Origin of the sequence: Salmonella sp. NW884, from assembly GCF_051700745.1 — a bacterium.
Classification (GTDB): domain Bacteria; phylum Pseudomonadota; class Gammaproteobacteria; order Enterobacterales; family Enterobacteriaceae; genus Salmonella; species Salmonella enterica.
In genome coordinates, this window is the sequence record NZ_JAMMDE010000001.1 from 292,168 (window position 1) to 315,162 (window position 22,995).

At 52.3% G+C, this 22,995-nt stretch carries 21 protein-coding genes; 11 read left to right on the forward strand and 10 right to left on the reverse strand.

Features of this window, described 5'->3' with window-relative positions:
• Positions 1 to 85: 85 nt before the first annotated feature.
• Positions 86 to 985: a LysR family transcriptional regulator gene (locus NA197_RS01425; RefSeq protein WP_001019577.1), complete on the reverse strand. Its 900-nt coding sequence runs from the start codon at positions 983 to 985 to the stop codon at positions 86 to 88.
• Between the two features lie 119 nt (positions 986 to 1,104).
• Here NA197_RS01425 and NA197_RS01430 point away from each other — a divergent pair, with 119 nt between their 5' ends.
• Positions 1,105 to 2,358, forward strand: a complete 1,254-nt coding sequence (locus NA197_RS01430) for an MFS transporter (RefSeq protein ID WP_000091792.1) — start codon at positions 1,105 to 1,107, stop codon at positions 2,356 to 2,358.
• A 66-nt stretch (positions 2,359 to 2,424) separates the two neighbouring features.
• Here the strand turns inward: NA197_RS01430 and NA197_RS01435 are convergent, their stop codons facing one another.
• The gene (locus tag NA197_RS01435; protein WP_023227479.1) at positions 2,425 to 2,517 is read right to left on the reverse strand and encodes a KPN_01571 family protein; all 93 of its coding nucleotides are present in this window, start codon (positions 2,515 to 2,517) and stop codon (positions 2,425 to 2,427) included.
• A gap of 235 nt (positions 2,518 to 2,752) precedes the next feature.
• On the opposite strand from NA197_RS01435, the gene asr reads away from it, so the two are divergent.
• Both asr and NA197_RS01445 read left to right on the forward strand, forming a co-directional pair.
• Positions 2,753 to 3,004, forward strand: a complete 252-nt coding sequence (asr, locus tag NA197_RS01440; RefSeq protein WP_058116173.1) for an acid resistance repetitive basic protein Asr — start codon at positions 2,753 to 2,755, stop codon at positions 3,002 to 3,004.
• A 268-nt stretch (positions 3,005 to 3,272) separates the two neighbouring features.
• A complete protein-coding gene (locus NA197_RS01445; protein WP_000549649.1) occupies positions 3,273 to 4,094 on the forward strand; it encodes a trypsin-like serine peptidase in 822 nt (273 codons plus the stop codon).
• A gap of 38 nt (positions 4,095 to 4,132) precedes the next feature.
• Here NA197_RS01445 and mdtI read toward each other — a convergent pair whose 3' ends face one another.
• The 3 genes from mdtI to NA197_RS01460 all read right to left on the reverse strand — a co-directional run bounded on the left by mdtI (position 4,133) and on the right by NA197_RS01460 (position 5,093).
• A complete protein-coding gene (gene mdtI, locus NA197_RS01450) occupies positions 4,133 to 4,462 on the reverse strand; it encodes a multidrug/spermidine efflux SMR transporter subunit MdtI (RefSeq protein WP_023227478.1) in 330 nt (109 codons plus the stop codon).
• Complete coding sequence (gene mdtJ, locus NA197_RS01455) at positions 4,449 to 4,811, reverse strand: multidrug/spermidine efflux SMR transporter subunit MdtJ (RefSeq protein WP_064043437.1); 363 nt, start codon at positions 4,809 to 4,811, stop codon at positions 4,449 to 4,451. Before mdtJ ends, mdtI begins: the two co-directional genes overlap by 14 nt.
• Before the next feature lie 111 nt (positions 4,812 to 4,922).
• Complete coding sequence (locus NA197_RS01460; protein WP_001539987.1) at positions 4,923 to 5,093, reverse strand: protein YdgV; 171 nt, start codon at positions 5,091 to 5,093, stop codon at positions 4,923 to 4,925.
• A gap of 135 nt (positions 5,094 to 5,228) precedes the next feature.
• On the opposite strand from NA197_RS01460, the gene NA197_RS01465 reads away from it, so the two are divergent.
• Positions 5,229 to 6,263, forward strand: a complete 1,035-nt coding sequence (locus NA197_RS01465; protein WP_023233748.1) for an AI-2E family transporter — start codon at positions 5,229 to 5,231, stop codon at positions 6,261 to 6,263.
• Between the two features lie 174 nt (positions 6,264 to 6,437).
• Here the strand turns inward: NA197_RS01465 and pntB are convergent, their stop codons facing one another.
• Together pntB and pntA are read right to left on the reverse strand one after the other, a co-directional pair.
• Positions 6,438 to 7,826, reverse strand: a complete 1,389-nt coding sequence (pntB, locus tag NA197_RS01470) for a Re/Si-specific NAD(P)(+) transhydrogenase subunit beta (RefSeq protein ID WP_000014056.1) — start codon at positions 7,824 to 7,826, stop codon at positions 6,438 to 6,440.
• 10 nt (positions 7,827 to 7,836) lie between these two features.
• Entirely contained in the window at positions 7,837 to 9,366 is a 1,530-nt protein-coding gene (pntA, locus tag NA197_RS01475; RefSeq protein WP_064043438.1) for a Re/Si-specific NAD(P)(+) transhydrogenase subunit alpha, read from the reverse strand.
• Between the two features lie 526 nt (positions 9,367 to 9,892).
• Here pntA and ydgH point away from each other — a divergent pair.
• Positions 9,893 to 10,837, forward strand: a complete 945-nt coding sequence (gene ydgH / locus NA197_RS01480; protein ID WP_000769294.1) for a DUF1471 family protein YdgH — start codon at positions 9,893 to 9,895, stop codon at positions 10,835 to 10,837.
• A 298-nt stretch (positions 10,838 to 11,135) separates the two neighbouring features.
• A complete protein-coding gene (locus tag NA197_RS01485; RefSeq protein ID WP_000412353.1) occupies positions 11,136 to 12,518 on the forward strand; it encodes an amino acid permease in 1,383 nt (460 codons plus the stop codon).
• Between the two features lie 61 nt (positions 12,519 to 12,579).
• Here NA197_RS01485 and NA197_RS01490 read toward each other — a convergent pair whose 3' ends face one another.
• Positions 12,580 to 12,915, reverse strand: a complete 336-nt coding sequence (locus tag NA197_RS01490; protein ID WP_000524877.1) for a GlpM family protein — start codon at positions 12,913 to 12,915, stop codon at positions 12,580 to 12,582.
• Positions 12,916 to 13,041: 126 nt separating this feature from the next.
• On the opposite strand from NA197_RS01490, the gene rstA reads away from it, so the two are divergent.
• The 5 genes from rstA (at position 13,042) to tus (ending at position 19,680) form a co-directional block, all read left to right on the forward strand.
• Positions 13,042 to 13,773, forward strand: a complete 732-nt coding sequence (gene rstA / locus NA197_RS01495; protein ID WP_001080048.1) for a two-component system response regulator RstA — start codon at positions 13,042 to 13,044, stop codon at positions 13,771 to 13,773.
• A 479-nt stretch (positions 13,774 to 14,252) separates the two neighbouring features.
• Entirely contained in the window at positions 14,253 to 15,404 is a 1,152-nt protein-coding gene (gene ompS2 / locus NA197_RS01500) for a porin OmpS2 (protein WP_000824320.1), read from the forward strand.
• 152 nt (positions 15,405 to 15,556) lie between these two features.
• Positions 15,557 to 17,263 carry an amidohydrolase gene (locus NA197_RS01505; protein WP_074181628.1) on the forward strand — a complete coding sequence of 569 codons (1,707 nt, stop codon included), beginning with the start codon at positions 15,557 to 15,559 and terminating at the stop codon, positions 17,261 to 17,263.
• A 110-nt stretch (positions 17,264 to 17,373) separates the two neighbouring features.
• The gene (rstB, locus tag NA197_RS01510) at positions 17,374 to 18,675 is read left to right on the forward strand and encodes a two-component system sensor histidine kinase RstB (protein WP_064043440.1); all 1,302 of its coding nucleotides are present in this window, start codon (positions 17,374 to 17,376) and stop codon (positions 18,673 to 18,675) included.
• A 75-nt stretch (positions 18,676 to 18,750) separates the two neighbouring features.
• On the forward strand, positions 18,751 to 19,680 hold the full coding sequence (tus, locus tag NA197_RS01515) for a DNA replication terminus site-binding protein (RefSeq protein ID WP_064043441.1): 930 nt from the start codon (positions 18,751 to 18,753) through the stop codon (positions 19,678 to 19,680).
• On the opposite strand, the gene fumC is transcribed toward tus, so the two are convergent.
• Both fumC and fumB read right to left on the reverse strand, forming a co-directional pair.
• Positions 19,677 to 21,080 (reverse strand): class II fumarate hydratase, encoded by a 1,404-nt coding sequence (gene fumC / locus NA197_RS01520; RefSeq protein ID WP_064043442.1) that lies wholly within the window; start codon positions 21,078 to 21,080, stop codon positions 19,677 to 19,679. The genes tus and fumC overlap by 4 nt on opposite strands.
• 167 nt (positions 21,081 to 21,247) lie before the next feature.
• Complete coding sequence (gene fumB / locus NA197_RS01525; protein ID WP_000066609.1) at positions 21,248 to 22,894, reverse strand: class I fumarate hydratase; 1,647 nt, start codon at positions 22,892 to 22,894, stop codon at positions 21,248 to 21,250.
• Positions 22,895 to 22,995 lie beyond the last annotated feature (101 nt).

Consider the following 22,995-nt stretch of genomic DNA (forward strand, 5'->3'; position numbering starts at 1 on the left):
CTATGGTGAAACACTTCAATACTCGCCGTCAACTTTTTGCTTAGCCGTGTGATTAACTGCACATTTTCACCCTTTTTAAGCGTAATTAATCCCGTCGGGCAGCCAGTAATAGCAGTTGGCAAAACCGCTGTACGGCATGACTCTGTTCATGATGCTTTGGCCATACCAGCCACATTTCAGATACGGCGTCCTCTTCCGCCAGGGGAACCCAGCGCATCTCGCTCATCTGTACACGCTTAAAGGATGCCGGCAGAATCGAGACACCCAGTCCCGCCGCCACCAGACCGATAATGGTCATTGCCTCGCCAACCTCCTGCGTGATGGTCGGCGACAGGTTATAGCGCCGCATCAGGCCGAGGATATCGTCGTAGAGGCCCGTCCCGACATGCGGATCGAAAAAGACGAAAGGTTCTTCCGCCAGTTCTGTCAGACTGACGACCGGCTTTTGCGCCAGCCGATGTTCGCGCGGGATCATGGCCATAAGCGGCTCATGCAAAATCACCTCGCGATTAAGTGTGTCGGGCAACGGCGTATTCCGCAGTAAGCCAATATCCAGTACGCCTTCGTTGAGCGGCGCGATTTGCTCACGCGTATTCATTTCACGCGTTTGCATATGCACCCCCGGATAGGACTGGCGGAACAGCGAAAAGGTATGCGATACCGCCCGAATAAAAGGCGCTGAAGACGTAAAGCCAATACGGATTTCACCCGCTTCGCCCTGATGCAACCGCTCGGCGCGAGCGGCGGCGTCGTTTACCAGACTCAGGATATGTCGGCTATCCACCAGAAACTGTCGCCCGGCGGCGGTTAACGCTACGCTGCGGTTGGTCCGCGCCAGTAATCGCGCGCCGACCTGCTGCTCCAGAATTTGTATCTGCTGACTGAGCGGCGGCTGCGAGATATTGAGGCGCGCGGCGGCGCGACCAAAATGCAGCTCTTCTGCTACCGCCACAAAGTAACGTAAATGACGTAATTCGATATTCATATTTTTAACGTCTTATTTGAGACAATTAATATATTAGACAGAATATTTTGCTTTTTCTATGCTTTACATGTCGGTTATACCCGTCTCCTGTTGACGGAGATGTAAAGCAAGGATTTAACGTGAGTCGTACAACTATTCTCGATGACGCCACGGCGAGCGATATCGATGAACAACGCCATTCTCAGCCGGTTCAATTTATTAAACGCGGTACAGCGCCTTTCATGCGCGTCACGCTGGCCCTTTTTTCCGCGGGCCTGGCGACTTTCGCGCTCCTTTATTGCGTTCAGCCTATACTACCGGTACTTTCCCAGGAGTTTGGCGTCTCCCCCGCCAGCAGCAGCGTTTCACTTTCTATTTCTACCGCCATGCTGGCTATCGGCTTACTTTTTACCGGCCCGCTTTCTGATGCGATAGGCCGTAAACCGGTGATGGTCACCGCCTTGTTATTAGCCTCCTGCTGCACATTGTTATCAACCATGATGACCAGCTGGCATGGTATTCTGATTATGCGCGCGCTGATCGGTCTGTCGTTAAGCGGCGTCGCCGCGGTGGGAATGACCTACCTGAGCGAAGAAATCCATCCCAGCTTTGTCGCTTTCTCTATGGGACTCTATATTAGCGGTAATTCCATCGGCGGGATGAGCGGGCGTTTATTAAGCGGCGTCATGACCGACTTTTTTAACTGGCGCATCGCGCTGGCGGCCATCGGATGCTTTGCGCTGGCGTCCGCGCTGATGTTCTGGAAGATTTTACCCGCCTCGCAACATTTCCGTCCCACGTCGCTACGGCCTAAAACGCTATTTATTAATTTCCGTCTCCACTGGCGCGATCGAGGGTTACCACTGCTGTTTGCGGAAGGTTTTTTACTGATGGGCGCGTTCGTCACCCTGTTTAACTACATTGGTTATCGCCTGATGCTCTCCCCTTGGGAATTAAGCCAGGCCGTGGTCGGACTGTTATCCGTAGCCTATCTCACCGGCACATGGAGCTCGCCGAAAGCTGGCGCAATGACCTCACGCTATGGCCGGGGGCCGGTGATGCTGTTCTCTATCGCAGTAATGCTGGGCGGGCTTTTACTGACGCTTTTTACCTCGCTTTGGCTGATTTTTGCCGGGATGCTGCTTTTTTCCGCCGGCTTTTTCGCCGCGCACTCCGTGGCCAGTAGTTGGATTGGCCCGCGTGCGCGCCGGGCGAAGGGACAGGCCTCGTCACTTTATCTTTTCAGCTATTATCTGGGGTCCAGTATCGCCGGGACGCTAGGCGGCGTATTCTGGCATAGTTACGGCTGGAACGGCGTAGGCGGTTTTATCGCGCTAATGCTGGTGCTGGCCATCCTGGTCGGGACGCGGTTACATCATCGTCTTCACGCCTGAAAAGAAATAATCCGGCGATAGCAACGTGCGCTATCGCCGGGCTGGTTTCACGCCACAACTCACTGTTCACCACAGACCTGTCAGGCTTGATACGCCCATAACTTCTCTGATTGCATCCAGCGCCAGAAGCGTAAATACCATCCAGATTATCGGATTCATATACGGTGTGCCTGTTATTCTGGAGGGCGGATATTACCGACTCTGCGACCAAAAATAACGGCCGGTAACGTAAAGCTACCTATTATGGTGGGGGCTTACATCGCGTTACCGGGGGATTGTACATAGCGTTACATGCCGAAACCAATCACTCACGGAAGCCTTTTGATAACAGCGATATAGTCATTTCACCGGCCCCGCAGTGGGGTTGAATGAAAACCAAATCGAGGGTATCAAAATGAAAAAAGTATTAGCTCTGGTTGTTGCCGCTGCAATGGGTCTCTCTTCCGCAGCATTCGCGGCTGAGACTGCAACGCCTGCAAAAACCGCAGCGCCTGCCAAAACAACCCAGAACACCCAGCACCACAAAAAGCAGCATAAAAAAACTGTTGAGCAAAAAGCGCAGGCGGCTAAAAAGCACCAGAAAAAAGATGGCAAAAAAGCCCCGGCCAAATCTGTGTCAAAAACAACTTCGCAGCCGGCTGCGTAAGTCGTAACATGCTGCGGCGCGCCCCCGCGCCCGTTTTTACGGCGCTAAATTGTTCTGGTTTAGCGCCGCCTTCCGGGAGGGCAAAAAAGTGTCTCGCTACCGCTTTGAGCTCATTCTTATCGTGCTTATTTTATGCGCCGTTATTGCCACGCATTTCTATCTTTCCTGAGTGTAGTTATCTGATTTTACTCCCACTTTCTTACCGTCACGTCTATAGTAGTACTGAGGGTTTGTTGTTAATAATCATAATTACCCACCAGAGTGTGATATGCATAAAACCATTGCTGTATTACTGGGCATAGTGTGTTTTTTACCGGTTATGGCGAAAGCCAGGGGGGCTGAAACAGACGCCACGGATGCCAGCGACGTCAAAACGCTTTTTTTTAACCATGACGATCGGGTGCCCGTCGCCGATCCTACCCAATCGCCGTGGGATGCCATCGGGCAACTAGAGACCGCCAGCGGTAATTTGTGTACGGCAACACTTATCTCCCCGCATATCGCCCTGACAGCAGGTCACTGCCTGCTAACGCCACCGAAAGGAAAACCAGACAAGGCGGTTGCGCTGCGTTTTGTGGCGCGAAAAGGAGTATGGCGCTATGAAATCCACGGCATTGAAGGCCGCGTTGAACCGTCGCTGGGCCGACGTCTGAAAGCGGATGGCGATGGCTGGATTGTGCCGCCTGCCGCGGCAAGCTGGGATTTTGGTCTGGTAATATTGCGCTACCCACCTTCCGGTATCACGCCAGTGCCTTTATTTACCGGCGATAAAGCGGCGCTCACTGCGGCGTTGAAAGCCGCAGACCGAAAAGTCACGCAGTCCGGTTATCCAGAAGATCATCTGAATGCGCTCTATTCCCATCAGGATTGCGTCGTGACCGGCTGGGCGCAGAATGCCGTACTCTCACACCAGTGCGACACGTTACCTGGCGACAGCGGCTCGCCGCTCTTATTGCACACGGATAGCGGATGGCAGCTTATTGGCGTACAAAGCTCCGCCCCTGCGGCTAAAGATCGCTGGCGCGCCGATAACCGCGCTATATCCGTCACCGGCTTTCGCGATAAGCTGAAAGCTCTGGCGCAGGATTAATGCGGGAATCGCTGCCTGACCGGCAGGCAGCGATCGTCTCAGGCAAATTTGATCATGACCATTCCGGCGAGCAGCAATATCACGCCAACCCAGCCTTTGGGGTTTAAGCGCTGGCCGAAGAGCACCCAGCCCGCCGCCAGCGTGGCGGCAATACCAAAACCGCCCCATAGCGCATACGCCACCGACAGGTCTATCCCTTTTACCGCCTGGGAAAGCGCGCTGAAGGCGGCCAGAACAGCGGCAAGCGATAAGATGCCATAGCATTTACGGCGAAAGCCGTCCGAAAATTTCAACAGTACGTTAGCCGCGATTTCCAGTATTATTGCCAACCCAAGCCAGGCGCCGTGTATCCATTCAAATTGTTGCACGAGTCGCCTCCTTCACCGGTTTGCCGGGTTTACGCGTCCCTGATTTGATCAATACGATGCCGGCGACCAGCGTCAGCAAGCCGGCAATCTTCATGGTTGATAATGCTTCATCAAATAGCAGCACGCTAAAAATGGTAATAAATAAAATGCCGATCCCTTCCCATAAGGCATACGCCACACCCAGGGCAATCTTTTTTACCGCAAAAGAAAGAAATATATATGACAGCGTGATCATCACCAGCATTAAAATAAAACCCGCCTTGCCATTACCCACGCTAGCCCATTTCATTGAGAGCGTGCCGGTAATTTCAGTCGCGATAGCCAGAGCTAATAAAATCCAGTAAAACATGACACTTCTCCTGCATGAGAATATACTCTTTCGAGTCTGCTGCACGCAGCAAACTAAAAAATAAAATCAGTTAGCACAGCGCATTGCGCCAGCTCAGGCAGAAGTAAGAGACTAAAGCGCGTTACGCCAGTGCTGCTCGCCGATAAGCAGGAAAAAGGAGGTAGAATGAAGATGCGTTTGCGTGGAGAAAAAAGCGCTGAACATATTGTCCATAATATTACAATTATCCGCAGTGTTGCTTCTCGTCATCGCGGATGATAATTGTCCTCGGTAGTTGAACACGCCTGATTTGTATCATAAGCCAGGAATTAACTCAAAATATTTTCACTTCTTTACCTGAAGTGTTTGATTTTAACCAGAACAGGTCGACCGACATCACATTATTATTCGTGTCGGCATCAGAAAACAGGGACTGATATGGCAAAACCGATCATCACGCTCAATGGTCTAAAAATCGTCATTATGCTGGGAATGCTGGTGGTTATTCTGAGCGGTATCCGCTTCGCCGCAGATATCATTGTTCCCTTTATTTTGGCGTTATTTATTGCAGTCGTTCTCAATCCCGTTGTGCAACGGATGACCCGATGTCGAATTCCGCGCGTTATCGCCGTATCATTGCTCATTGTGATTATTGTTATGTTAATGGTACTGCTACTGGCCTATTTGGGGACATCATTAAATGAACTGGCCCGTACCCTACCGCAGTATCGCTCCTCATTGGTGATACCGTTGCAACGTATCGAACCGTGGTTGCAGCGAGCAGGCATTGGCGTGTCGGTTGATGAGCTGGCGAAATATATCGATCCAAACGCCGCCATGACTCTGGTAACGAACCTGCTCACCCAGCTGTCCAATGCCATGTCGTCCATCTTTTTATTGTTATTGACCGTGGTATTCATGCTGCTGGAGGTTCCACAACTGCCTGAAAAACTGCAACAGATGATGAGCCGTCCGTTGGAAGGTATGGCGGCAATTCAACGCGCGCTTGATAGCGTTTCACATTATCTGGTGCTAAAAACAGCGATCAGTATCGTGACGGGACTGGTCGCATGGGGAATGCTGGCCGCTCTGGATGTCCGCTTCGCCTTTGTCTGGGGTCTACTGGCCTTCGCGCTGAACTATATCCCTAATATTGGATCGGTGCTCGCTGCCCTGCCGCCCATTATTCAGGTGCTGGTATTTAACGGGTTTTATGATGCGCTGCTGGTGCTGGCGGGCTATCTGCTGATTAATCTGGTCTTCGGCAATATCCTTGAGCCACGTATCATGGGACGTGGTTTAGGACTTTCAACCTTAGTGGTATTTTTGTCGTTAATTTTCTGGGGCTGGCTATTAGGTCCGGTGGGCATGCTGCTCTCCGTTCCGTTAACCATCATTGTCAAAATCGCCCTCGAACAGACCACCGGCGGGCAGAGTATCGCCGTTCTGCTTAGCGATTTAAACAAAAGATAAAATGCAATATATACACAAAATCATTCAAGATGCATCGCGGCGGCAAGGGAAGAAATCCCCGGGAGCATAGATAACGATGTGACCGGGGTTTCTGAGCGCAGCTAACAAAGAGGCAGCTTAAAGGATGAAGTGTATAAAAACGGCCTCCGAAGAGGCCGTCGCACGATTAAAAGATTAAAGCGCTTTCAGAATTGCATCCACGCTGGCTTTGGCATCGCCAAACAGCATTTGCGTATTCTCTTTAAAGAACAGCGGGTTCTGCACACCAGCATAACCGGTATTCATTGAACGCTTAAAGACCACGACATTCTGTGCTTTCCACACTTCGAGAACCGGCATACCGGCGATCGGGCTGCGGGGATCGTCTTGCGCCGCCGGGTTCACCGTATCGTTCGCGCCAATCACCAGCACGGTATCGGTATCGGCGAAATCATCATTGATTTCGTCCATCTCCAGCACGATGTCATAAGGCACTTTCGCCTCCGCCAACAGCACGTTCATATGCCCCGGCAGGCGACCCGCCACCGGATGAATGCCGAAACGCACGTTGATCCCGCGCGCACGCAGTTTTTCGGTGATTTCCGCCACCGGATACTGCGCCTGCGCTACCGCCATCCCGTACCCCGGCGTAATAATGACGGAGTGGGAGTTTTTCAGCATCTCAGCGGTCTCTTCCGCCGTGATTTCGCGATGTTCGCCAGCTTCCTGATCGTCGCCCGTTGAGGAGCCGTCAGTACCGAACCCACCGGCAATAACGCTGATGAAAGAGCGGTTCATCGCTTTACACATAATGTAAGACAGGATCGCGCCTGACGAACCGACCAGCGCGCCGGTCACAATCAGCAAATCGTTGCTTAACATAAAGCCAGCCGCCGCGGCAGCCCAACCGGAATAGGAGTTCAGCATTGAAACAACCACCGGCATGTCCGCCCCGCCGATAGAGGCGACCAGATGCCAACCAAACGCCAGCGCGATAATGGTCATCAGCAGCAGCGCCAGAACCTGTAGACCCACGCTTTCGGTACGAACAAAAACCAGCAGCAACAGGAAAGAAACAACCAGCGCCGCCAGGTTCATTTTGTGACGGTTAGGCAACATCAACGGCTTAGAAGAGATTTTGCCGCGCAGTTTACCAAACGCTACGATCGATCCAGTGAAAGTGACTGCGCCAATAAAGATACCGAGGAAGACTTCGGTCAGATGGATATTCACCAGCACCGGCGCCAGACTGGCGTCATGGTACAGATAGCTGTTAAAGCCAACCAGTACCGCCGCCAGGCCCACGAAACTGTGCAGAATCGCGACCAGCTCCGGCATCTCGGTCATCTCAACTTTTTTCGCCATGCGGATGCCAATCGCGCCGCCAATAATCATGGCGACCAGAATCCATGCCACGTTGCCGGTATCCGGCCCAAAAATGGTCGCCAGCAACGCGATCGCCATCCCGGCAATACCGAAGTTATTCCCCTGGCGGGACGTTTCATGCTTTGAAAGCCCGGCAAGACTGAAAATAAACAGGATCGCGGCAACAATGTATGCAGCTGTAACTAATCCTCCAGACATGTGTTACCCCTTAGTTTTTCCGGAACATTTTCAGCATACGCTGAGTCACGGTGAAGCCACCGAAAATATTAATGCTGGCGATAAGCACCGCGATAAAGCTCAGGAAGCTGACCCAGCCGCCCTGACCAATTTGCAATAATGCCCCGACAACAATAATCCCTGAAATTGCGTTGGTCACCGACATTAATGGCGTATGAAGCGCATGAGACACGTTCCACACCACGTAATAACCAACCACGCAGGCGAGCGCAAACACGGTAAAATGGCCGAGGAACTCTTTTGGCGCGACATCGGCCAGCCAGCCAAAAAGAATGATCGCCAGCGCCATTAACGCATACTTCCGCCAGGGTGAAGTGGGCTTTTCCGGCTCTTTTGGCGCAGGTGCTGCTTTAGGCGCGGCCTGTGACTGCGCGGAAACCTGGATTGGCGGCGCAGGCCAGGTAATGTCGCCGTCGCGAATCACCGTCACGCCACGGATCACGACATCGTCAAAATCCACGTCAATATTGCCGTCTTTCTCTTTGCACAGCAGCTTCAGCAGGTTAACCAGGTTGGTGCCATAAAGCTGGGATGACTGCGTCGGCAAACGCCCCGGTAGATCGGTATAGCCAATCACTTTCACGCCATTGTCCGTCGTCACAACCTGATTGGCGACGGTATATTCGCAGTTACCGCCATTCTGCGCGGCCAGGTCGACAATCACGCTGCCGGCCTTCATAGAATCGACCATATCGCGGGTAATCAGCTTCGGCGCAGGTTTGCCCGGAATCAACGCGGTGGTAACAATGATGTCGACCTCTTTGGCCTGGGCGGCAAAGAGCGCCATTTCCGCTTTGATAAACGCCTCGGACATCACTTTGGCGTAACCATCGCCGCTACCGGCTTCCTCTTTAAAATCCAGTTCGAGGAACTCAGCCCCCATACTCTGGACCTGCTCTTTGACTTCAGGACGAGTATCAAACGCGCGGACAATCGCCCCCAGGCTGTTTGCCGCGCCGATAGCCGCAAGACCGGCTACGCCCGCGCCAATCACCATCACCTTCGCCGGTGGCACTTTCCCGGCGGCGGTGATTTGCCCGGTAAAGAAGCGCCCAAATTCATGTGCGGCCTCTACAATGGCGCGATAACCCGCGATATTCGCCATTGAGCTTAACGCGTCGAGCGACTGCGCGCGGGAAATACGCGGCACGGAGTCCATCGCCATCACCGTAACCTTACGTTCGGCAAGTTTCTCCATTAACCCAGGATTTTGCGCAGGCCAGATAAAACTGACCAGCGTAGTTCCGGGGTTCAGTAAAGCGATTTCATCTTCTTCAGGCGCATTAACCTTGAGAATAATTTCCGACTGCCAGATAGCATTGCCGTCTACAATATCCGCGCCAGCCTGCGCAAACGCTTTGTCGTCAAAACTTGCCAGTTGACCCGCCCCGCTTTCGATAGCGACGCTAAACCCCAGCTTCAGTAGCTGCTCTACCGTTTTCGGCGTCGCAGCGACACGGGTTTCATTGGGTAACCGCTCTTTTGGTATGCCAATTCGCATAAATGTTCCCTTCCATCGATATTTTTGATGATGGTTTGTCAGTAAGCGCGAGAAGCGTACGCCTGCCCGCGTTTGAGGTAAATGTTACCCCAGCAGAATAAAACCGTTACAAACTCTCTATAACCTACTGAAAATAACGCCTGTGATCTAGCGCCAAAAAACAGAATTTTTTATCAAATTTGCAAAACATGAACGATTCAGCCGCTAAGCAGCCATAATGCCTTGAAAATGGCCTGCGAGGGCTGATAATTCGCTCAAATTTGACAGCAAAACATCATTAAACCCCTGGCGCGATCAAGAAATTAACATTAAATTAACTTATTAAATTTATGCGCTTCATTAGCTTAGCCGCCCGGACGCCGTTTTTTTCGACATATCGGCAAATGTTATCATCAAAGATAGGATACATGACACGATGCGTGAAAAATCCCGCAGACATCCATATGGTTTAAATGCAATAATCAGCCACGTTTCTAGTCAATAACAATACCAGTACCTGGTTTGCGCAAGGCGAAGGATTATTTTTATGAAGCTTAAGAACACTCTCCTGGCGTCGGCTCTGCTTTCTGCGGCTGCTTTTTCTGTCCATGCAGCAACAGAACTGACGCCGGAGCAAGCGGCTGCACTAAAACCTTATGACCGCATCGTTATTACCGGTCGTTTTAATGCTATTGGCGATGCGGTCTCCGCCGTGTCCCGCCGCGCAGATAAAGAAGGCGCAGCCTCCTTCTATGTTGTCGACACCTCGGAGTTCGGCAACAGTGGTAACTGGCGTGTTGTGGCGGACGTGTATAAAGCCGACGCGCCGAAAGCCGACGCGCCCAAAAATCGTGTCATTAATGGCATCGTGGAATTACCGAAAGACCAGGCCGTACAATTAGAACCGTATGATACCGTCACCGTTCAGGGCTTCTACCGTAGCCAGCCGGAAGTTAACGATGCCATTACGAAAGCGGCGAAACAAAAAGGCGCATATGCTTTCTATATTGTTCGTCAGATAGATGCGAATCAGGGCGGAAACCAGCGCATCACTGCATTTATCTATAAACAAGATGCGAAAAAACGCATCGTCCAGAGCCCGGACGCTATTCCGGCAGACTCTGAAGCTGGCCGCGCCGCGCTGGCTCAGGGCGGCGAAGCTGCGAAGAAAGTCGAAATTCCAGGCGTCGCCACGTCAGCCTCGCCGAGCGCCGAAGTAGGCCGTTTCTTCGAAACGCAATCCTCCAAAGGCGGGCGTTACACTGTCACACTTCCGGATGGCACAAAAGTTGAGGAACTGAATAAAGCGACGGCTGCGATGATGGTGCCTTTCGACAGCGTTAAGTTCACCGGCAACTACGGCAATATGACAGAAATCTCCTACCAGGTCGCCAAACGCGCGGCGAAGAAAGGCGCTAAGTATTATCATATTACGCGTCAGTGGCAGGAGCGCGGTAATAACATCACCATCAGCGCCGACCTCTATAAATAAGGCGCGCGTCGCCATCAGGCTTTCTCGCCGGATGGCGGCATACCTGCCTTATCAGGCCTACACTATCGTTCAACGGCAGGCCTGATAAGCCGCCATCCGGCACTTTCTCGCGGGATGCCAGTTCCGTCAAATATCGCGATGAATCTCACTTTTCGCTTTTTTGGCGATAAATCTTATCCAGGCCGTTGCATGCGGTCCCTTCTCTCCGTAAAATCCCGCGCCTTAGTGGCTTTCACCATTTTTATGCGTTTTGCCATAATAATTATTCTTCCAATTTCATTTTTATAGCTGGATACCAATGGAAAAAAAACTGGGACTGAGCGCGCTGACCGCGCTGGTTTTAAGCTCAATGCTTGGCGCAGGTGTTTTCAGTCTGCCCCAGAATATGGCCGCCGTTGCCAGTCCGGCTGCGTTGTTAATTGGCTGGGCCATTACCGGCGTGGGGATACTCCTACTGGCATTCGCCATGTTAATCCTTACGCGCATTCGCTCCGAGCTTGACGGCGGCATCTTTACTTACGCCCGCGAAGGCTTCGGCGAACTGATTGGCTTTTGTTCTGCCTGGGGCTATTGGCTGTGCGCGGTCATCGCCAACGTATCCTATTTGGTTATCGTCTTTTCAGCGCTGAGTTTCTTTACCGATACGCCTGCCCTGCGTCTGTTTGGCGACGGTAATACCTGGCAGGCTATTGTCGGCGCTTCAGTCCTGCTCTGGATTGTCCATTTCCTCATCCTGCGCGGCGTACAAACGGCAGCCAGCATCAATCTGGTTGCGACTCTGGCGAAACTGTTGCCGCTCGGCGCGTTTATTGTGCTGGCTATCATGATGTTCAAACTGGATACCTTCACACTGGACTTCACCGGTGTTGAACTCGGTATTCCCGTATGGGAACAGGTCAAGAACACCATGCTTATTACGCTGTGGGTGTTTATTGGCGTTGAAGGCGCCGTCGTCGTCTCGGCCCGAGCGAAAAATAAACGCGATGTAGGCCGCGCCACGCTACTGGCAGTACTCGCAGCGCTGGGAATATATCTCCTGGTCACGCTGCTTTCTCTTGGCGTTCTTGCGCGTCCGGAACTGGCGGAGATGCGCAACCCGTCGATGGCCGGTCTGATGGTGAAAATGATGGGGCCGTGGGGAGAAATTATTATTGCAGCGGGACTGATTGTGTCTGTCTGCGGGGCTTATCTAAGCTGGACTATCATGGCGGCAGAGGTGCCGTTTCTGGCGGCAGCCTATAAATCCTTCCCGGGCATCTTCGCGCGACAAAATGCGCAAGGCGCGCCTTCTGCATCGTTATGGCTCACCAATATCTGTGTGCAAATCTGTCTGGTGCTGATCTGGCTGACCGGTTCGGACTACAACACGCTATTGACGATTGCGTCAGAAATGATTCTGGTGCCCTACTTTCTGGTCGGCGCATTTCTGCTGAAGATTGCAACGCGTCCCCTCCATCGGGCGGTCGGTATCGGAGCCTGTATTTATGGCTTATGGTTATTATATGCGTCGGGCCCTATGCACCTGCTGCTGTCCGTCGTACTGTACGCGCCTGGATTACTGGTTTTCCTGTATGCGCGTCGGACGCACAAGCATGACAATGTATTAAATCGTCAGGAAGTCGTGCTGATTGGTTTATTGCTGGTCGCGGCGGTTCCGGCTACGTGGATGCTGGTGGGTTAACAACCTCCCTATCGTAATATCCGTCTGTATTACGATGGGGAAACCACGGTCTTTGCCAATATTAATGCCATTTAATCCAGCAAAAAATCAGCAGCCACGCGCTTAGCCCCCAGCAGACCACCGCACCGCCAAGCGCGACGGGCAGGCGCATCACGCCGCTGAAATACCATAGCGTTGCAAGATAAATGAAATAAGGAATGATCGACCACATGCTAAAGACGATGGTGGTACGCATCGCGTCGATGCCCCGCTCGCTAGCCACGATATAGTGCGCGATAAGCGCAAACGTTGGAAACAGAGGAATTAATCCGGCGATATAATAATTTTTTGTTTTTGACAGCAGACCAATCAATACGACGACCAGCGCCCCCAGGGCAGCTTTAATCACGAGTCCCATTACCTTGCCTTAACATGCTAATAACAACAGCATGTAGCATAACGGAACCGCTCTCGTTTAGAAAAGATTTATGGAAGGGAAAACAGAGGAGGTGTATGTTGGCGTTTTCTATTCTCCATTTATAATATGAACCGCATTGTATTTGTTGAAGACGACGCTGAAGTGGGTTCTCTCATTGCCGCTTATCTGGCGAAACATGATATTGATGTCATTGTTGAGCCGCGTGGTGACCGGGCGGAGGATCTTATCCTCACCACTCAGCCCGATCTGGTTTTACTGGATATTATGCTTCCAGGTAAAGATGGCATGACGATATGCCGCGATTTACGCCACCGCTGGCAAGGCCCGATTGTCCTGCTCACCTCGCTGGACAGTGATATGAATCATATTCTGGCGCTGGAGATGGGCGCCTGCGACTACATCCTCAAAACCACGCCTCCGGCCGTTTTGCTGGCGCGTCTGCGCTTACACCTCCGGCAAAGCGAACAAACGCAACAGGCAAAAAGTCTTCAGGAGAGCGCGCTTACGCCGCATAAAGCGCTGCGTTTTGGCGCGTTAACCATCGATCCCCTTAACCGGGCGGTCCAGCTCAATGGCGATTTCATATCGCTCTCCACCGCCGATTTTGAATTGCTCTGGGAACTGGCGACACACGCCGGACAAATTATGGATCGCGACGCGTTGCTAAAAACGCTGCGCGGCGTCAATTATGATGGTCTGGATCGCAGCGTGGATGTGGCGATTTCCCGCCTGCGTAAGAAACTGCTGGATAGCGCTGCTGAGCCCTATCGTATAAAGACCATTCGCAATAAAGGCTATCTTTTTGCCCCTCATGCCTGGGACGAAACGACGGGATAAGTGAGCCGACAGATTTTACCTGCCTTTATCAAGTCATAGTGGCGATGCTCATCACCGCCACTGTTCAAAAAACAGGCATTGCATACATGGATGCTATTTTTATTAGTCGGAACAGCCCCTTTATTACCGTTTTCTCTGCATTGCGGTTCTTCATTACGTCTTTTTCGCCCAAGAAAATTAAATTAAAAAAACTCGAAGCCAGTTCACAAAATTGATAACAGAATGTCTGCCCGCCGCTATATTGCCGTCTTTTTTCGCAAATTGTGAAATAAAACAAATCACAACCATGAATATATAATAACAAATATATTCACCATAAATATATGCGTTTCCGATAGTAACTTTTGTATTAATTAATAACATATAAGAAAAGTTAGCATTTGCTGAAATAATATTATTCAGATTAGGATGCCTTTGATTCAACGAATCTGTAGAAGTTCAATCTTTTGCAAATAAGTTAAGTTTTTAAGGATAAAAAAATGAAAAGAAAAGTATTGGCACTTGTCATCCCGGCTCTGCTGGCTGCTGGCGCAGCACACGCCGCTGAAATTTATAACAAAGACGGCAACAAACTGGACCTTTACGGGAAAGTAGACGGCCTGCACTATTTCTCTGATGACTCTTCTAAAGATGGCGATCAGACCTATATGCGTGTCGGCTTTAAAGGCGAAACACAGATTAACGACCAACTGACCGGTTACGGCCAGTGGGAATATAACGTTCAGGCTAACACTACCGAAGGCGAAGGCGCTAATTCCTGGACTCGTCTGGCATTCGCCGGCCTGAAATTCGGCGACTACGGCTCATTCGACTATGGTCGTAACTACGGCGTCCTGTACGACGTGGAAGGCTGGACCGATATGCTGCCTGAGTTCGGCGGCGACTCCTATACTTACGCTGACAACTACATGACCGGTCGTGCTAACGGCGTGGCCACCTACCGTAACACTGATTTCTTCGGTCTGGTAGACGGTCTGAACTTCGCGTTGCAATATCAGGGTAAAAATGAAAGCCAAAGCGCTGACGATGTAAATATCGGTACCAATAACCGTAATAATGGCGACGATATTCGTTACGATAACGGTGATGGCTTCGGTATTTCTACTACCTATGATATTGGCATGGGCTTCAGCGCAGGCGCTGCGTATACCACTTCCGATCGTACTAATGAGCAAGTCAATGCTGGCGGCACGATTGCTGGCGGCGACAAAGCGGATGCATGGACAGCTGGCTTGAAATATGATGCCAACAACATCTATTTAGCGACTATGTATTCTGAAACCCGTAATATGACGCCTTATGGTAAAACGGATGCGGGTTATGCTGGCGGCGTAGCAAACAAAACGCAAAACTTCGAAGTTACAGCCCAATATCAATTTGATTTCGGTCTGCGCCCGGCGGTTTCTTTCCTGATGTCTAAAGGTAAAGATCTGACCTATAACAACGTTAATGGCGATGATAAAGACCTGGTTAAATATGCTGATGTAGGTGCTACCTACTATTTCAACAAAAACTTCTCCACCTATGTTGATTATAAAATCAACCTGCTGGATGATGACGACCAGTTCTATAAAGATGCCGGTATCAGCACTGATGATATCGTCGCGCTGGGTATGGTTTACCAGTTCTAATTATTCATTAATTCTTCTCAAGCCCGCCGTTTCGGCGGGCTTTTCTTTTTTCATCACCACCGTTCTAAAAACAGAACGCACTGTTCCCTGGGTACGGATTGAACGATTCTTGTTCGCTCTCTATGGTTTGCTTATCGCCCGACAAAAGGAACATGCTAATGATCAGTCTCGTCCCGCCTCTGCTTTCCAGAACCGCGCTTCTCTTTCTGCTCACGGCCACAGGCGCAGCCACCGCCGCCCGCCCGGCAGCGGATATTATTTTGCATAACGGTAATATCATCACTCTGAATGATGCCCAGCCGCAGGCCAGCGCGCTGGCGATTTCCGGCTCGCGGATTGTGGCGATTGGCGATGATACGGCGACAAATGAATGGCGCGGCAACCATACCCGTACCATCGATTTACAGGGTAAAACCGTGATACCCGGCCTGACCGATACCCACATTCATGCCATTCGCGGCGGACAAACCTGGACATTCGAAACCTACTGGTACGACAGCCCTTCGCTTAAAGACGCGCTGGATAAATTACGCGCCGACGCTAACCGTCGTCCCCACGATCAATGGGTAGCCGTAGTGGGATCGTGGATACCGGCGCAATTTGCAGAAAACCGGGCGCCGACGGTAGCCGAACTGAGCCACGCCCTTCCCGATCATCCGGCTTATATTCAGTATCTGTACGACTATGCGTTAGTGAATCAGCGCGGTATAGACGTACTTGGCCTTAACAACACCCCTCCTCCTGATTTAGCGGGAATCCGCGTAGAGCGCGACGCAAAAGGTAGCGCCACGGGGAAATTATTTGGTGACATCGCCGCGTTCAATCAGCTTTTTGCCAGCATAAGTCGTAACGCCGATCGCGAGGGCGGTCTGCGGCAATTTTTCGCTGATATGAACGCTCGCGGCGTGACCGGCATCATTGACCCCTCTGCCGGGCCTGCCGCCGCTTATGAGCCTTTATTTGCAATGCGAAACCAGGGGGATTTACCGCTGCGCGTGGGGTATCGCATTCCGGTACAGCCGGAAGCGAAAGGTCATGAAGCGCAGTGGTTCAGCAACCTGATGGCCTTTCGCCCGGCGCGTGCCGATGACGGGCAACTGGCTTTTCTTGGCCTGGGGGAAAGCCTGGTGGCCGGAATGAATGACGGCGTGCGGATGGCCCCAGGATTTTCTTCCTCAGAGCAGGACAAAACCGCGCTTCGCCAGGTCGCGACGCTTGCGGCAAAACGGGGAATACCGCTTGAGATCCACGCCTATACCGATGACAGCGCCGACGCGATATTGACGATTTTTGAGCAGGTAGCGCAGCAGTACGATCTGCGCCCTCTCCGCTGGTCTATTGCGCACCTGAATACCGGTTCGCCACAGACGCTTGAGCGAATGCGTAAGCTGGGCCTGGCATACACTGTGCAAATGGGGCCTTACTTTGAGGGGCTTGCCATCCGTGACGCCAACCCACCCGGCGCGACGGACAATTCGCCGCCGGTTCGACTGGCGCTGGATAAAGGACTTGTGGTAGCTGGCGGCACCGATTCGACGCGTATTGGCATTGCCGGTGTCTGGCACGCTATCGAATATCATATCACCGGTATAGCGTCAGGCGGTTCCGTGCGTAAACCCGCCAGCGAGCGGCTCACGCGTCTGGAAGCGCTAGCGTTATATACACGTCATGCCGCCTGGCTCGCCTTTGCCGAACAACACCGGGGCCAGCTTAGCGTCGGAAAACAGGCCGATCTGGCGGTACTCAATCAGCCATTTATGACGATGCCGGAAGACAGAATTGATACCATTCGCGCTATTTTGACGCTTGTCGATGGACGCATTGTTCACGAAAGTCCGGAACTTAACGCCGGACAATGAGGTTGTCAGTTGACGCAAAGCCTGCTTTTATAACCCACCAGCGGCGCTGACGGGAAATCTTTTTCGTCAGCGCGCGATAGAGCTAATGTATTGAGATCCGGTGGGCGTTGATGAAAAAGCTGTTTGTGCAGTTTTACCTTTTGTTGTTCGTCTGTTTTCTGGTCATGACCTTATTGGTCGGACTGGTGTACAAATTCACTGCCGAACGCGCGGGCAGGCAATCGCTCGACGATCTGATGAAAAGTTCGCTCTATCTGATGCGCAGCGAACTGCGGGAAATTCCGCCGCGTGAATGGGGGAAAACGTTAAAAGAGATGGACCTGAACCTCTCTTTCGATTTACGCGTTGAACCGTTAAATCACTATAAGCTTGATGCCGCCACCACGCTGCGACTGCGTGAAGGCGATATTGTCGCGCTTGACGATCAATACACCTTTATTCAGCGTATCCCGCGCAGCCATTACGTCCTGGCGGTTGGCCCGGTTCCCTATCTCTATTTCCTGCATCAAATGCGACTGCTGGATATCGCCTTAATGGCGCTCATTGCCTTTTCTCTCGCCTTTCCTGTGTTTATCTGGATGCGCCCGCACTGGCAAGAAATGCTCAGGCTCGAATCCGCCGCGCAGCGCTTTGGCGAGGGTCATTTGACTGAACGCCTGCATTTCGATAATGGTTCCAGTTTCGAACGTCTGGGCGTCGCGTTCAACCAGATGGCGGATAACATTAATGCTCTGATCGCCAGTAAAAAACAGCTGATTGACGGTATCGCCCATGAGCTTCGCACGCCGCTGGTACGTTTACGCTATCGGCTTGAAATGAGTGAAAATCTGACTCCGCCGGAATCACAGGCGCTCAATCGCGATATTGGTCAACTGGAAGCGCTGATTGAAGAACTGCTCACCTATGCGCGCCTTGACCGACCACAAAATGAACTGATGTTGACCAAACCCGACCTCCCCGCCTGGTTGTTCGCGCATTTGCAGGATGTGCAGAGCGTGAACCCGGAACGCGCCGTAAATCTTCTCACATGTGTAATCGGCGATTATGGCGCGCTTGATATGCGGTTAATGTCGCGAGTGCTGGATAACCTGCTGAATAATGCGTTGCGCTACAGCCGTACCACCGTTCAGGTCAGTCTGTTACTCGACGGCAGTCAGGCAACGCTGATAGTCGAAGATGATGGCCCCGGCATTGAAGCGGATGCGCGAGAGCGCGTATTTGAACCTTTTGTCAGACTCGACCCCAGTAGAGACCGGGCGACAGGCGGCTGCGGGCTTGGACTCGCCATCGTACACTCTATCGCTCTGGCGATGGGCGGTAGCGTCGTCTGTGACGATAGCGAACTGGGCGGCGCAAAATTTAGCTTTCGCTGGCCGGTCTGGCACGCGATGCCCGACATGACCGCGGCCTGACGTATTTTGCACGCTGGTTGAGCGGCGGGAACTGTGCTATACAGATAGTATGTTGTAACTAAAGTGAGTGATACCATGTCCCGCTACGATCTCGTTGAACGCCTGAATGGCACTTTTCGCCAGATAGAACAACACCTGGCGGCGCTGTCGGATAATCTACAGCAGCATTCGCTACTTATCGCCCGTGTCTTTTCACTGCCGCAGGTGACCAAAGAGGCGGAACATGCGCCGCTGGATACTATCGAGGTCACGCAACATCTGGGGAAAAAGGCCGAAGCGCTGGCGCTACGTCACTATCGCCATTTGTTTATTCAACAGCAGTCCGAAAACCGCAGCAGTAAAGCCGCCATCCGCCTGCCTGGCGTCTTATGCTATCAAGTGGATAATGCGACACAGTTAGATCTGGAAAATCAGGTACAGCGTATTAACCAGTTGAAAACCACCTTCGAGCAGATGGTTACGGTAGAGTCCGGTCTTCCCTCAGCGGCACGTTTTGAGTGGGTGCATCGGCATCTACCCGGCTTAATTACGCTGAACGCTTACCGCACGCTGACGCTTATCAATAACCCCGCCACCATACGTTTCGGCTGGGCAAATAAACATATTATTAAAAATTTAAGCCGGGATGAGGTTCTGAGCCAGTTGAAAAAAAGCCTCGCGTCGCCGCGCAGCGTCCCGCCGTGGACGCGCGAACAATGGCAATTCAAGCTGGAACGAGAATATCAGGATATCGCCGCCTTACCGCAGCAGGCCAAACTCAAGATTAAGCGCCCGGTTAAGGTACAGCCGATCGCCCGCATCTGGTATAAAGGCCAGCAGAAACAGGTGCAACACGCCTGCCCCACGCCGATTATCGCATTAATCAACACGGACAACGGCGCTGGCGTGCCGGATATTGGCGGGCTGGAAAACTATGACGCCGATAATATTCAGCATCGTTTTAAACCACAGGCGCAGCCGCTGCGACTGATTATTCCGCGACTGCACCTGTATGTGGCGGATTAACGTCCCGGCGTCATACTGCCAACCATTAACTCCGGACGTACCCAGGCGTCGAACTCCTCGTCGCTAAGGTATCCTAATGCCACGGCTGAGGCTTTGAGCGTCAGCCCTTCTTTATGCGCCTTCTTCGCAATCTCCGCCGCTTTATCGTAACCGATGTGCGTATTGAGCGCAGTGACCAGCATCAGCGACTCATTCAGCAACTGCGTAATACGCTCGCGGTTTGGCTCGATTCCTGACGCACAGTGTTGATTGAAACTCGCCATGCCATCGGCCAGCAGGCGCACCGTTTGCAGAAAATTATGAATAACCATCGGACGATAGACGTTGAGCTCAAAGTTGCCCGATGCGCCCCCCATATTGATGGCCACATCGTTACCCATCACCTGGCAACATAGCATCGTTACCGCTTCACACTGGGTCGGGTTCACTTTACCAGGCATAATGGAACTGCCTGGCTCATTCTCCGGGATAGCAATCTCGCCAATGCCGCAGCGCGGGCCGGACGCCAGCCAGCGAACATCATTGGCGATTTTCATCAGCGAGGCCGCCAGTCCTTTTAATGCGCCATGCGCCTGTACCAACGCGTCACAGGTCGCCAGCGCTTCGAATTTATTCGGGGCGGTAACAAACGGCGCTGCGGTAATCGTCGCCAGTTCCTCGGCCACGCGCCGGGCATATTCCGGGTGGGTATTAAGCCCTGTCCCCACTGCGGTTCCGCCGAGCGCCAGTTCCGCGATGTGCGGTAAACTGTGCTCAATGTGCCTGAGGTTATGTTCCAGCATGGCTACCCAACCGGAAATCTCCTGGCCTAAGGTGAGCGGCGTCGCGTCCTGCAGGTGAGTACGGCCAATTTTGACAATATCGGCGAAAGCGTGGGATTTATCGCGAAGCGTATCCGTTAATGCGGATAATTGCGGGATAAGGTGTTCGCGTAACGCCAGTAACGCCGCCACGTGCATGGCGGTTGGGAACACATCGTTTGAGCTTTGACTCTTATTGACGTCATCATTGGGATGCACCTTGCGTTCCATACCGCGAACGCCGCCCAAAATTTCACTGGCGCGGTTCGCTAACACTTCATTCATATTCATGTTGCTTTGCGTACCGGACCCGGTCTGCCAAATCGCCAGCGGAAACTCATCAGCATGTTTTCCCGCCAGCACTTCATCAGCCGCCTGGATAATCGCGCTGGCTTTTTCCGCCGCCAACAACCCTAAGTCCTGGTTGACCTTCGCAGCAGCGCGCTTGGTCAACGCCAGAGCGTGAATGAGCGAGACGGGCATTTTCTCCGTGGAAATCCGAAAATGCTCCAGCGAACGTTGAGTCTGTGCCCCCCACAGTTTATCTGCCGGGACTTCAATCGCGCCCATTGAATCTTTCTCGCGGCGTACCGTTACCATTACCTGCTCCTTACTCAAGTTGATGAGATCATGTGTCGACATTGCTCACATGTTTGCGGTCTTATGAGTATTAACGATAACAACACAACGGTGTAGACCGGATAAGGCGCTTGCGCCGTTCTCCGGCAAAATAGCGAATCATGTTACCGCCCCGCAGGGCGGCGACATTACTTAACGCAGCGTGCGCACTGCGATGACTGAATCTGCTGGAAGAAATCGTTGCCTTTATCATCCACCAGAATAAAGGCCGGAAAATCCTCCACTTCAATTTTCCAGATAGCCTCCATACCCAGTTCAGGATATTCCACGCACTCCAGGCGCTTGATACTACCCTGCGCCAGAACGGCTGCCGGGCCGCCGATACTGCCCAGGTAGAAGCCGCCATGTTTCTTACAGGCATCGGTCACCTGCTGGCTGCGGTTGCCTTTCGCCAGCATGATCATACTGCCGCCCTGCGACTGGAGCTGATCAACATAAGAGTCCATTCGTCCTGCAGTAGTCGGCCCAAGCGACCCGGAGGCATACCCTTCCGGCGTTTTTGCCGGCCCCGCATAATAGATAGGATGATCTTTGATGTACTGCGGCAAACCTTCGCCTCTGTCCATCCGTTCTTTCAGTTTAGCGTGCGCGATGTCGCGGCCCACAATAATCGTGCCGTTCAGCGACAGGCGCGTTGATACCGGATACTGCGACAGTTGTTGCAGTATCTCGCTCATGGGACGGTTAAGATCAACGCGCACCGCCTCGCCCTCTCCCGCCTGGCGCAGCGCCTCAGGAATATATTTACCGGGATTGCGCTCCAGCTTCTCGATCCAGATCCCTTCCCGGTTGATCTTCGCTTTAATGTTTCGATCCGCGGAGCAGGATACGCCCATACCTACCGGACACGATGCCCCGTGGCGCGGCAATCGGATGACACGAATATCGTGAGCGAAATATTTGCCGCCGAACTGCGCGCCCAAGCCAAGATTTTGCGCCTCAAGCAACAATTCTTTTTCCAGCTCAATATCGCGGAAGGCCTGCCCGTGTTCATTGCCTTCGGTTGGTAGCGCATCATAGTATTTTGCCGAGGCCAGCTTAACGGTCTTCAGGTTCGCTTCCGCCGAGGTGCCGCCAATGACAAACGCAATGTGATACGGCGGACAGGCGGCGGTGCCCAGCGTACGCATTTTATCAACGAGATAATTTTTGAGCTTACCCGGCGTCAGAAGCGCTTTTGTCTCCTGATAGAGGTAGGTTTTATTCGCCGATCCGCCGCCTTTAGCGATACAGAGGAATTTATATTCATCGCCATCGACGCTGTAGAGATCGATCTGCGCCGGCAGGTTAGTACCGGTATTGACCTCTTTGTACATATCCAGCGCCGCGTTCTGTGAATAGCGCAGGTTATCTTCGATATAGGTATTATATACGCCGCGAGCCAGCGCCGCTTCATCACCTCCACCAGTCCAGACGCGTTGGCCTTTTTTGCCGACAATAATGGCCGTACCGGTATCCTGGCAGGTGGGCAACACGCCCTTGGCCGCGATATCGGAGTTTCGCAGGAATTGCAGCGCGACATATTTGTCGTTTTCACTGGCCTGCGGATCGCGCAGAATATCCGCCACCTGCTGCTGATGCGCGGGACGTAACATAAAAGACGCATCGTGGAAGGCCTGACGCGCCAACAACGTTAGCGCTTCCGGCGCGACTTTCAGGATCTCTTGTCCTTCGAATTCGGCGACGGAAACATGTTCGCTGGTCAACAAGTAGTACTCGGTATCGTCCTTTTTGAGGGGAAAAGGGTCTTGATAAAAGAAGGGTTTGTTTGACATTGTGCTCTCACTTACCGCTCGGTATGGTTATTCTCTGGGCAGGTGTTCCATTGCCCGACTCAAAGCGAGTAACACTATCCTACACAATTTTTTAACAAAAA

Bases quoted from the DNA above. Each gene is read 5' to 3' on its own strand.
- NA197_RS01425 (WP_001019577.1), bottom strand. From the start codon at position 985: ATGAATATCGAATTACGTCATTTACGTTACTTTGTGGCGGTAGCAGAA.
- NA197_RS01435 (WP_023227479.1), bottom strand. From the start codon at position 2,517: ATGAATCCGATAATCTGGATGGTATTTACGCTTCTGGCGCTGGATGCA.
- asr (WP_058116173.1), top strand. From the start codon at position 2,753: ATGAAAAAAGTATTAGCTCTGGTTGTTGCCGCTGCAATGGGTCTCTCT.
- NA197_RS01445 (WP_000549649.1), top strand. From the start codon at position 3,273: ATGCATAAAACCATTGCTGTATTACTGGGCATAGTGTGTTTTTTACCG.
- mdtJ (WP_064043437.1), bottom strand. From the start codon at position 4,811: ATGTTTTACTGGATTTTATTAGCTCTGGCTATCGCGACTGAAATTACC.
- NA197_RS01465 (WP_023233748.1), top strand. From the start codon at position 5,229: ATGGCAAAACCGATCATCACGCTCAATGGTCTAAAAATCGTCATTATG.
- pntB (WP_000014056.1), bottom strand. From the start codon at position 7,826: ATGTCTGGAGGATTAGTTACAGCTGCATACATTGTTGCCGCGATCCTG.
- pntA (WP_064043438.1), bottom strand. From the start codon at position 9,366: ATGCGAATTGGCATACCAAAAGAGCGGTTACCCAATGAAACCCGTGTC.
- ydgH (WP_000769294.1), top strand. From the start codon at position 9,893: ATGAAGCTTAAGAACACTCTCCTGGCGTCGGCTCTGCTTTCTGCGGCT.
- NA197_RS01485 (WP_000412353.1), top strand. From the start codon at position 11,136: ATGGAAAAAAAACTGGGACTGAGCGCGCTGACCGCGCTGGTTTTAAGC.
- NA197_RS01490 (WP_000524877.1), bottom strand. From the start codon at position 12,915: ATGGGACTCGTGATTAAAGCTGCCCTGGGGGCGCTGGTCGTCGTATTG.
- rstA (WP_001080048.1), top strand. From the start codon at position 13,042: ATGAACCGCATTGTATTTGTTGAAGACGACGCTGAAGTGGGTTCTCTC.
- ompS2 (WP_000824320.1), top strand. From the start codon at position 14,253: ATGAAAAGAAAAGTATTGGCACTTGTCATCCCGGCTCTGCTGGCTGCT.
- NA197_RS01505 (WP_074181628.1), top strand. From the start codon at position 15,557: ATGCTAATGATCAGTCTCGTCCCGCCTCTGCTTTCCAGAACCGCGCTT.
- rstB (WP_064043440.1), top strand. From the start codon at position 17,374: ATGAAAAAGCTGTTTGTGCAGTTTTACCTTTTGTTGTTCGTCTGTTTT.
- tus (WP_064043441.1), top strand. From the start codon at position 18,751: ATGTCCCGCTACGATCTCGTTGAACGCCTGAATGGCACTTTTCGCCAG.
- fumC (WP_064043442.1), bottom strand. From the start codon at position 21,080: ATGGTAACGGTACGCCGCGAGAAAGATTCAATGGGCGCGATTGAAGTC.
- fumB (WP_000066609.1), bottom strand. From the start codon at position 22,894: ATGTCAAACAAACCCTTCTTTTATCAAGACCCTTTTCCCCTCAAAAAG.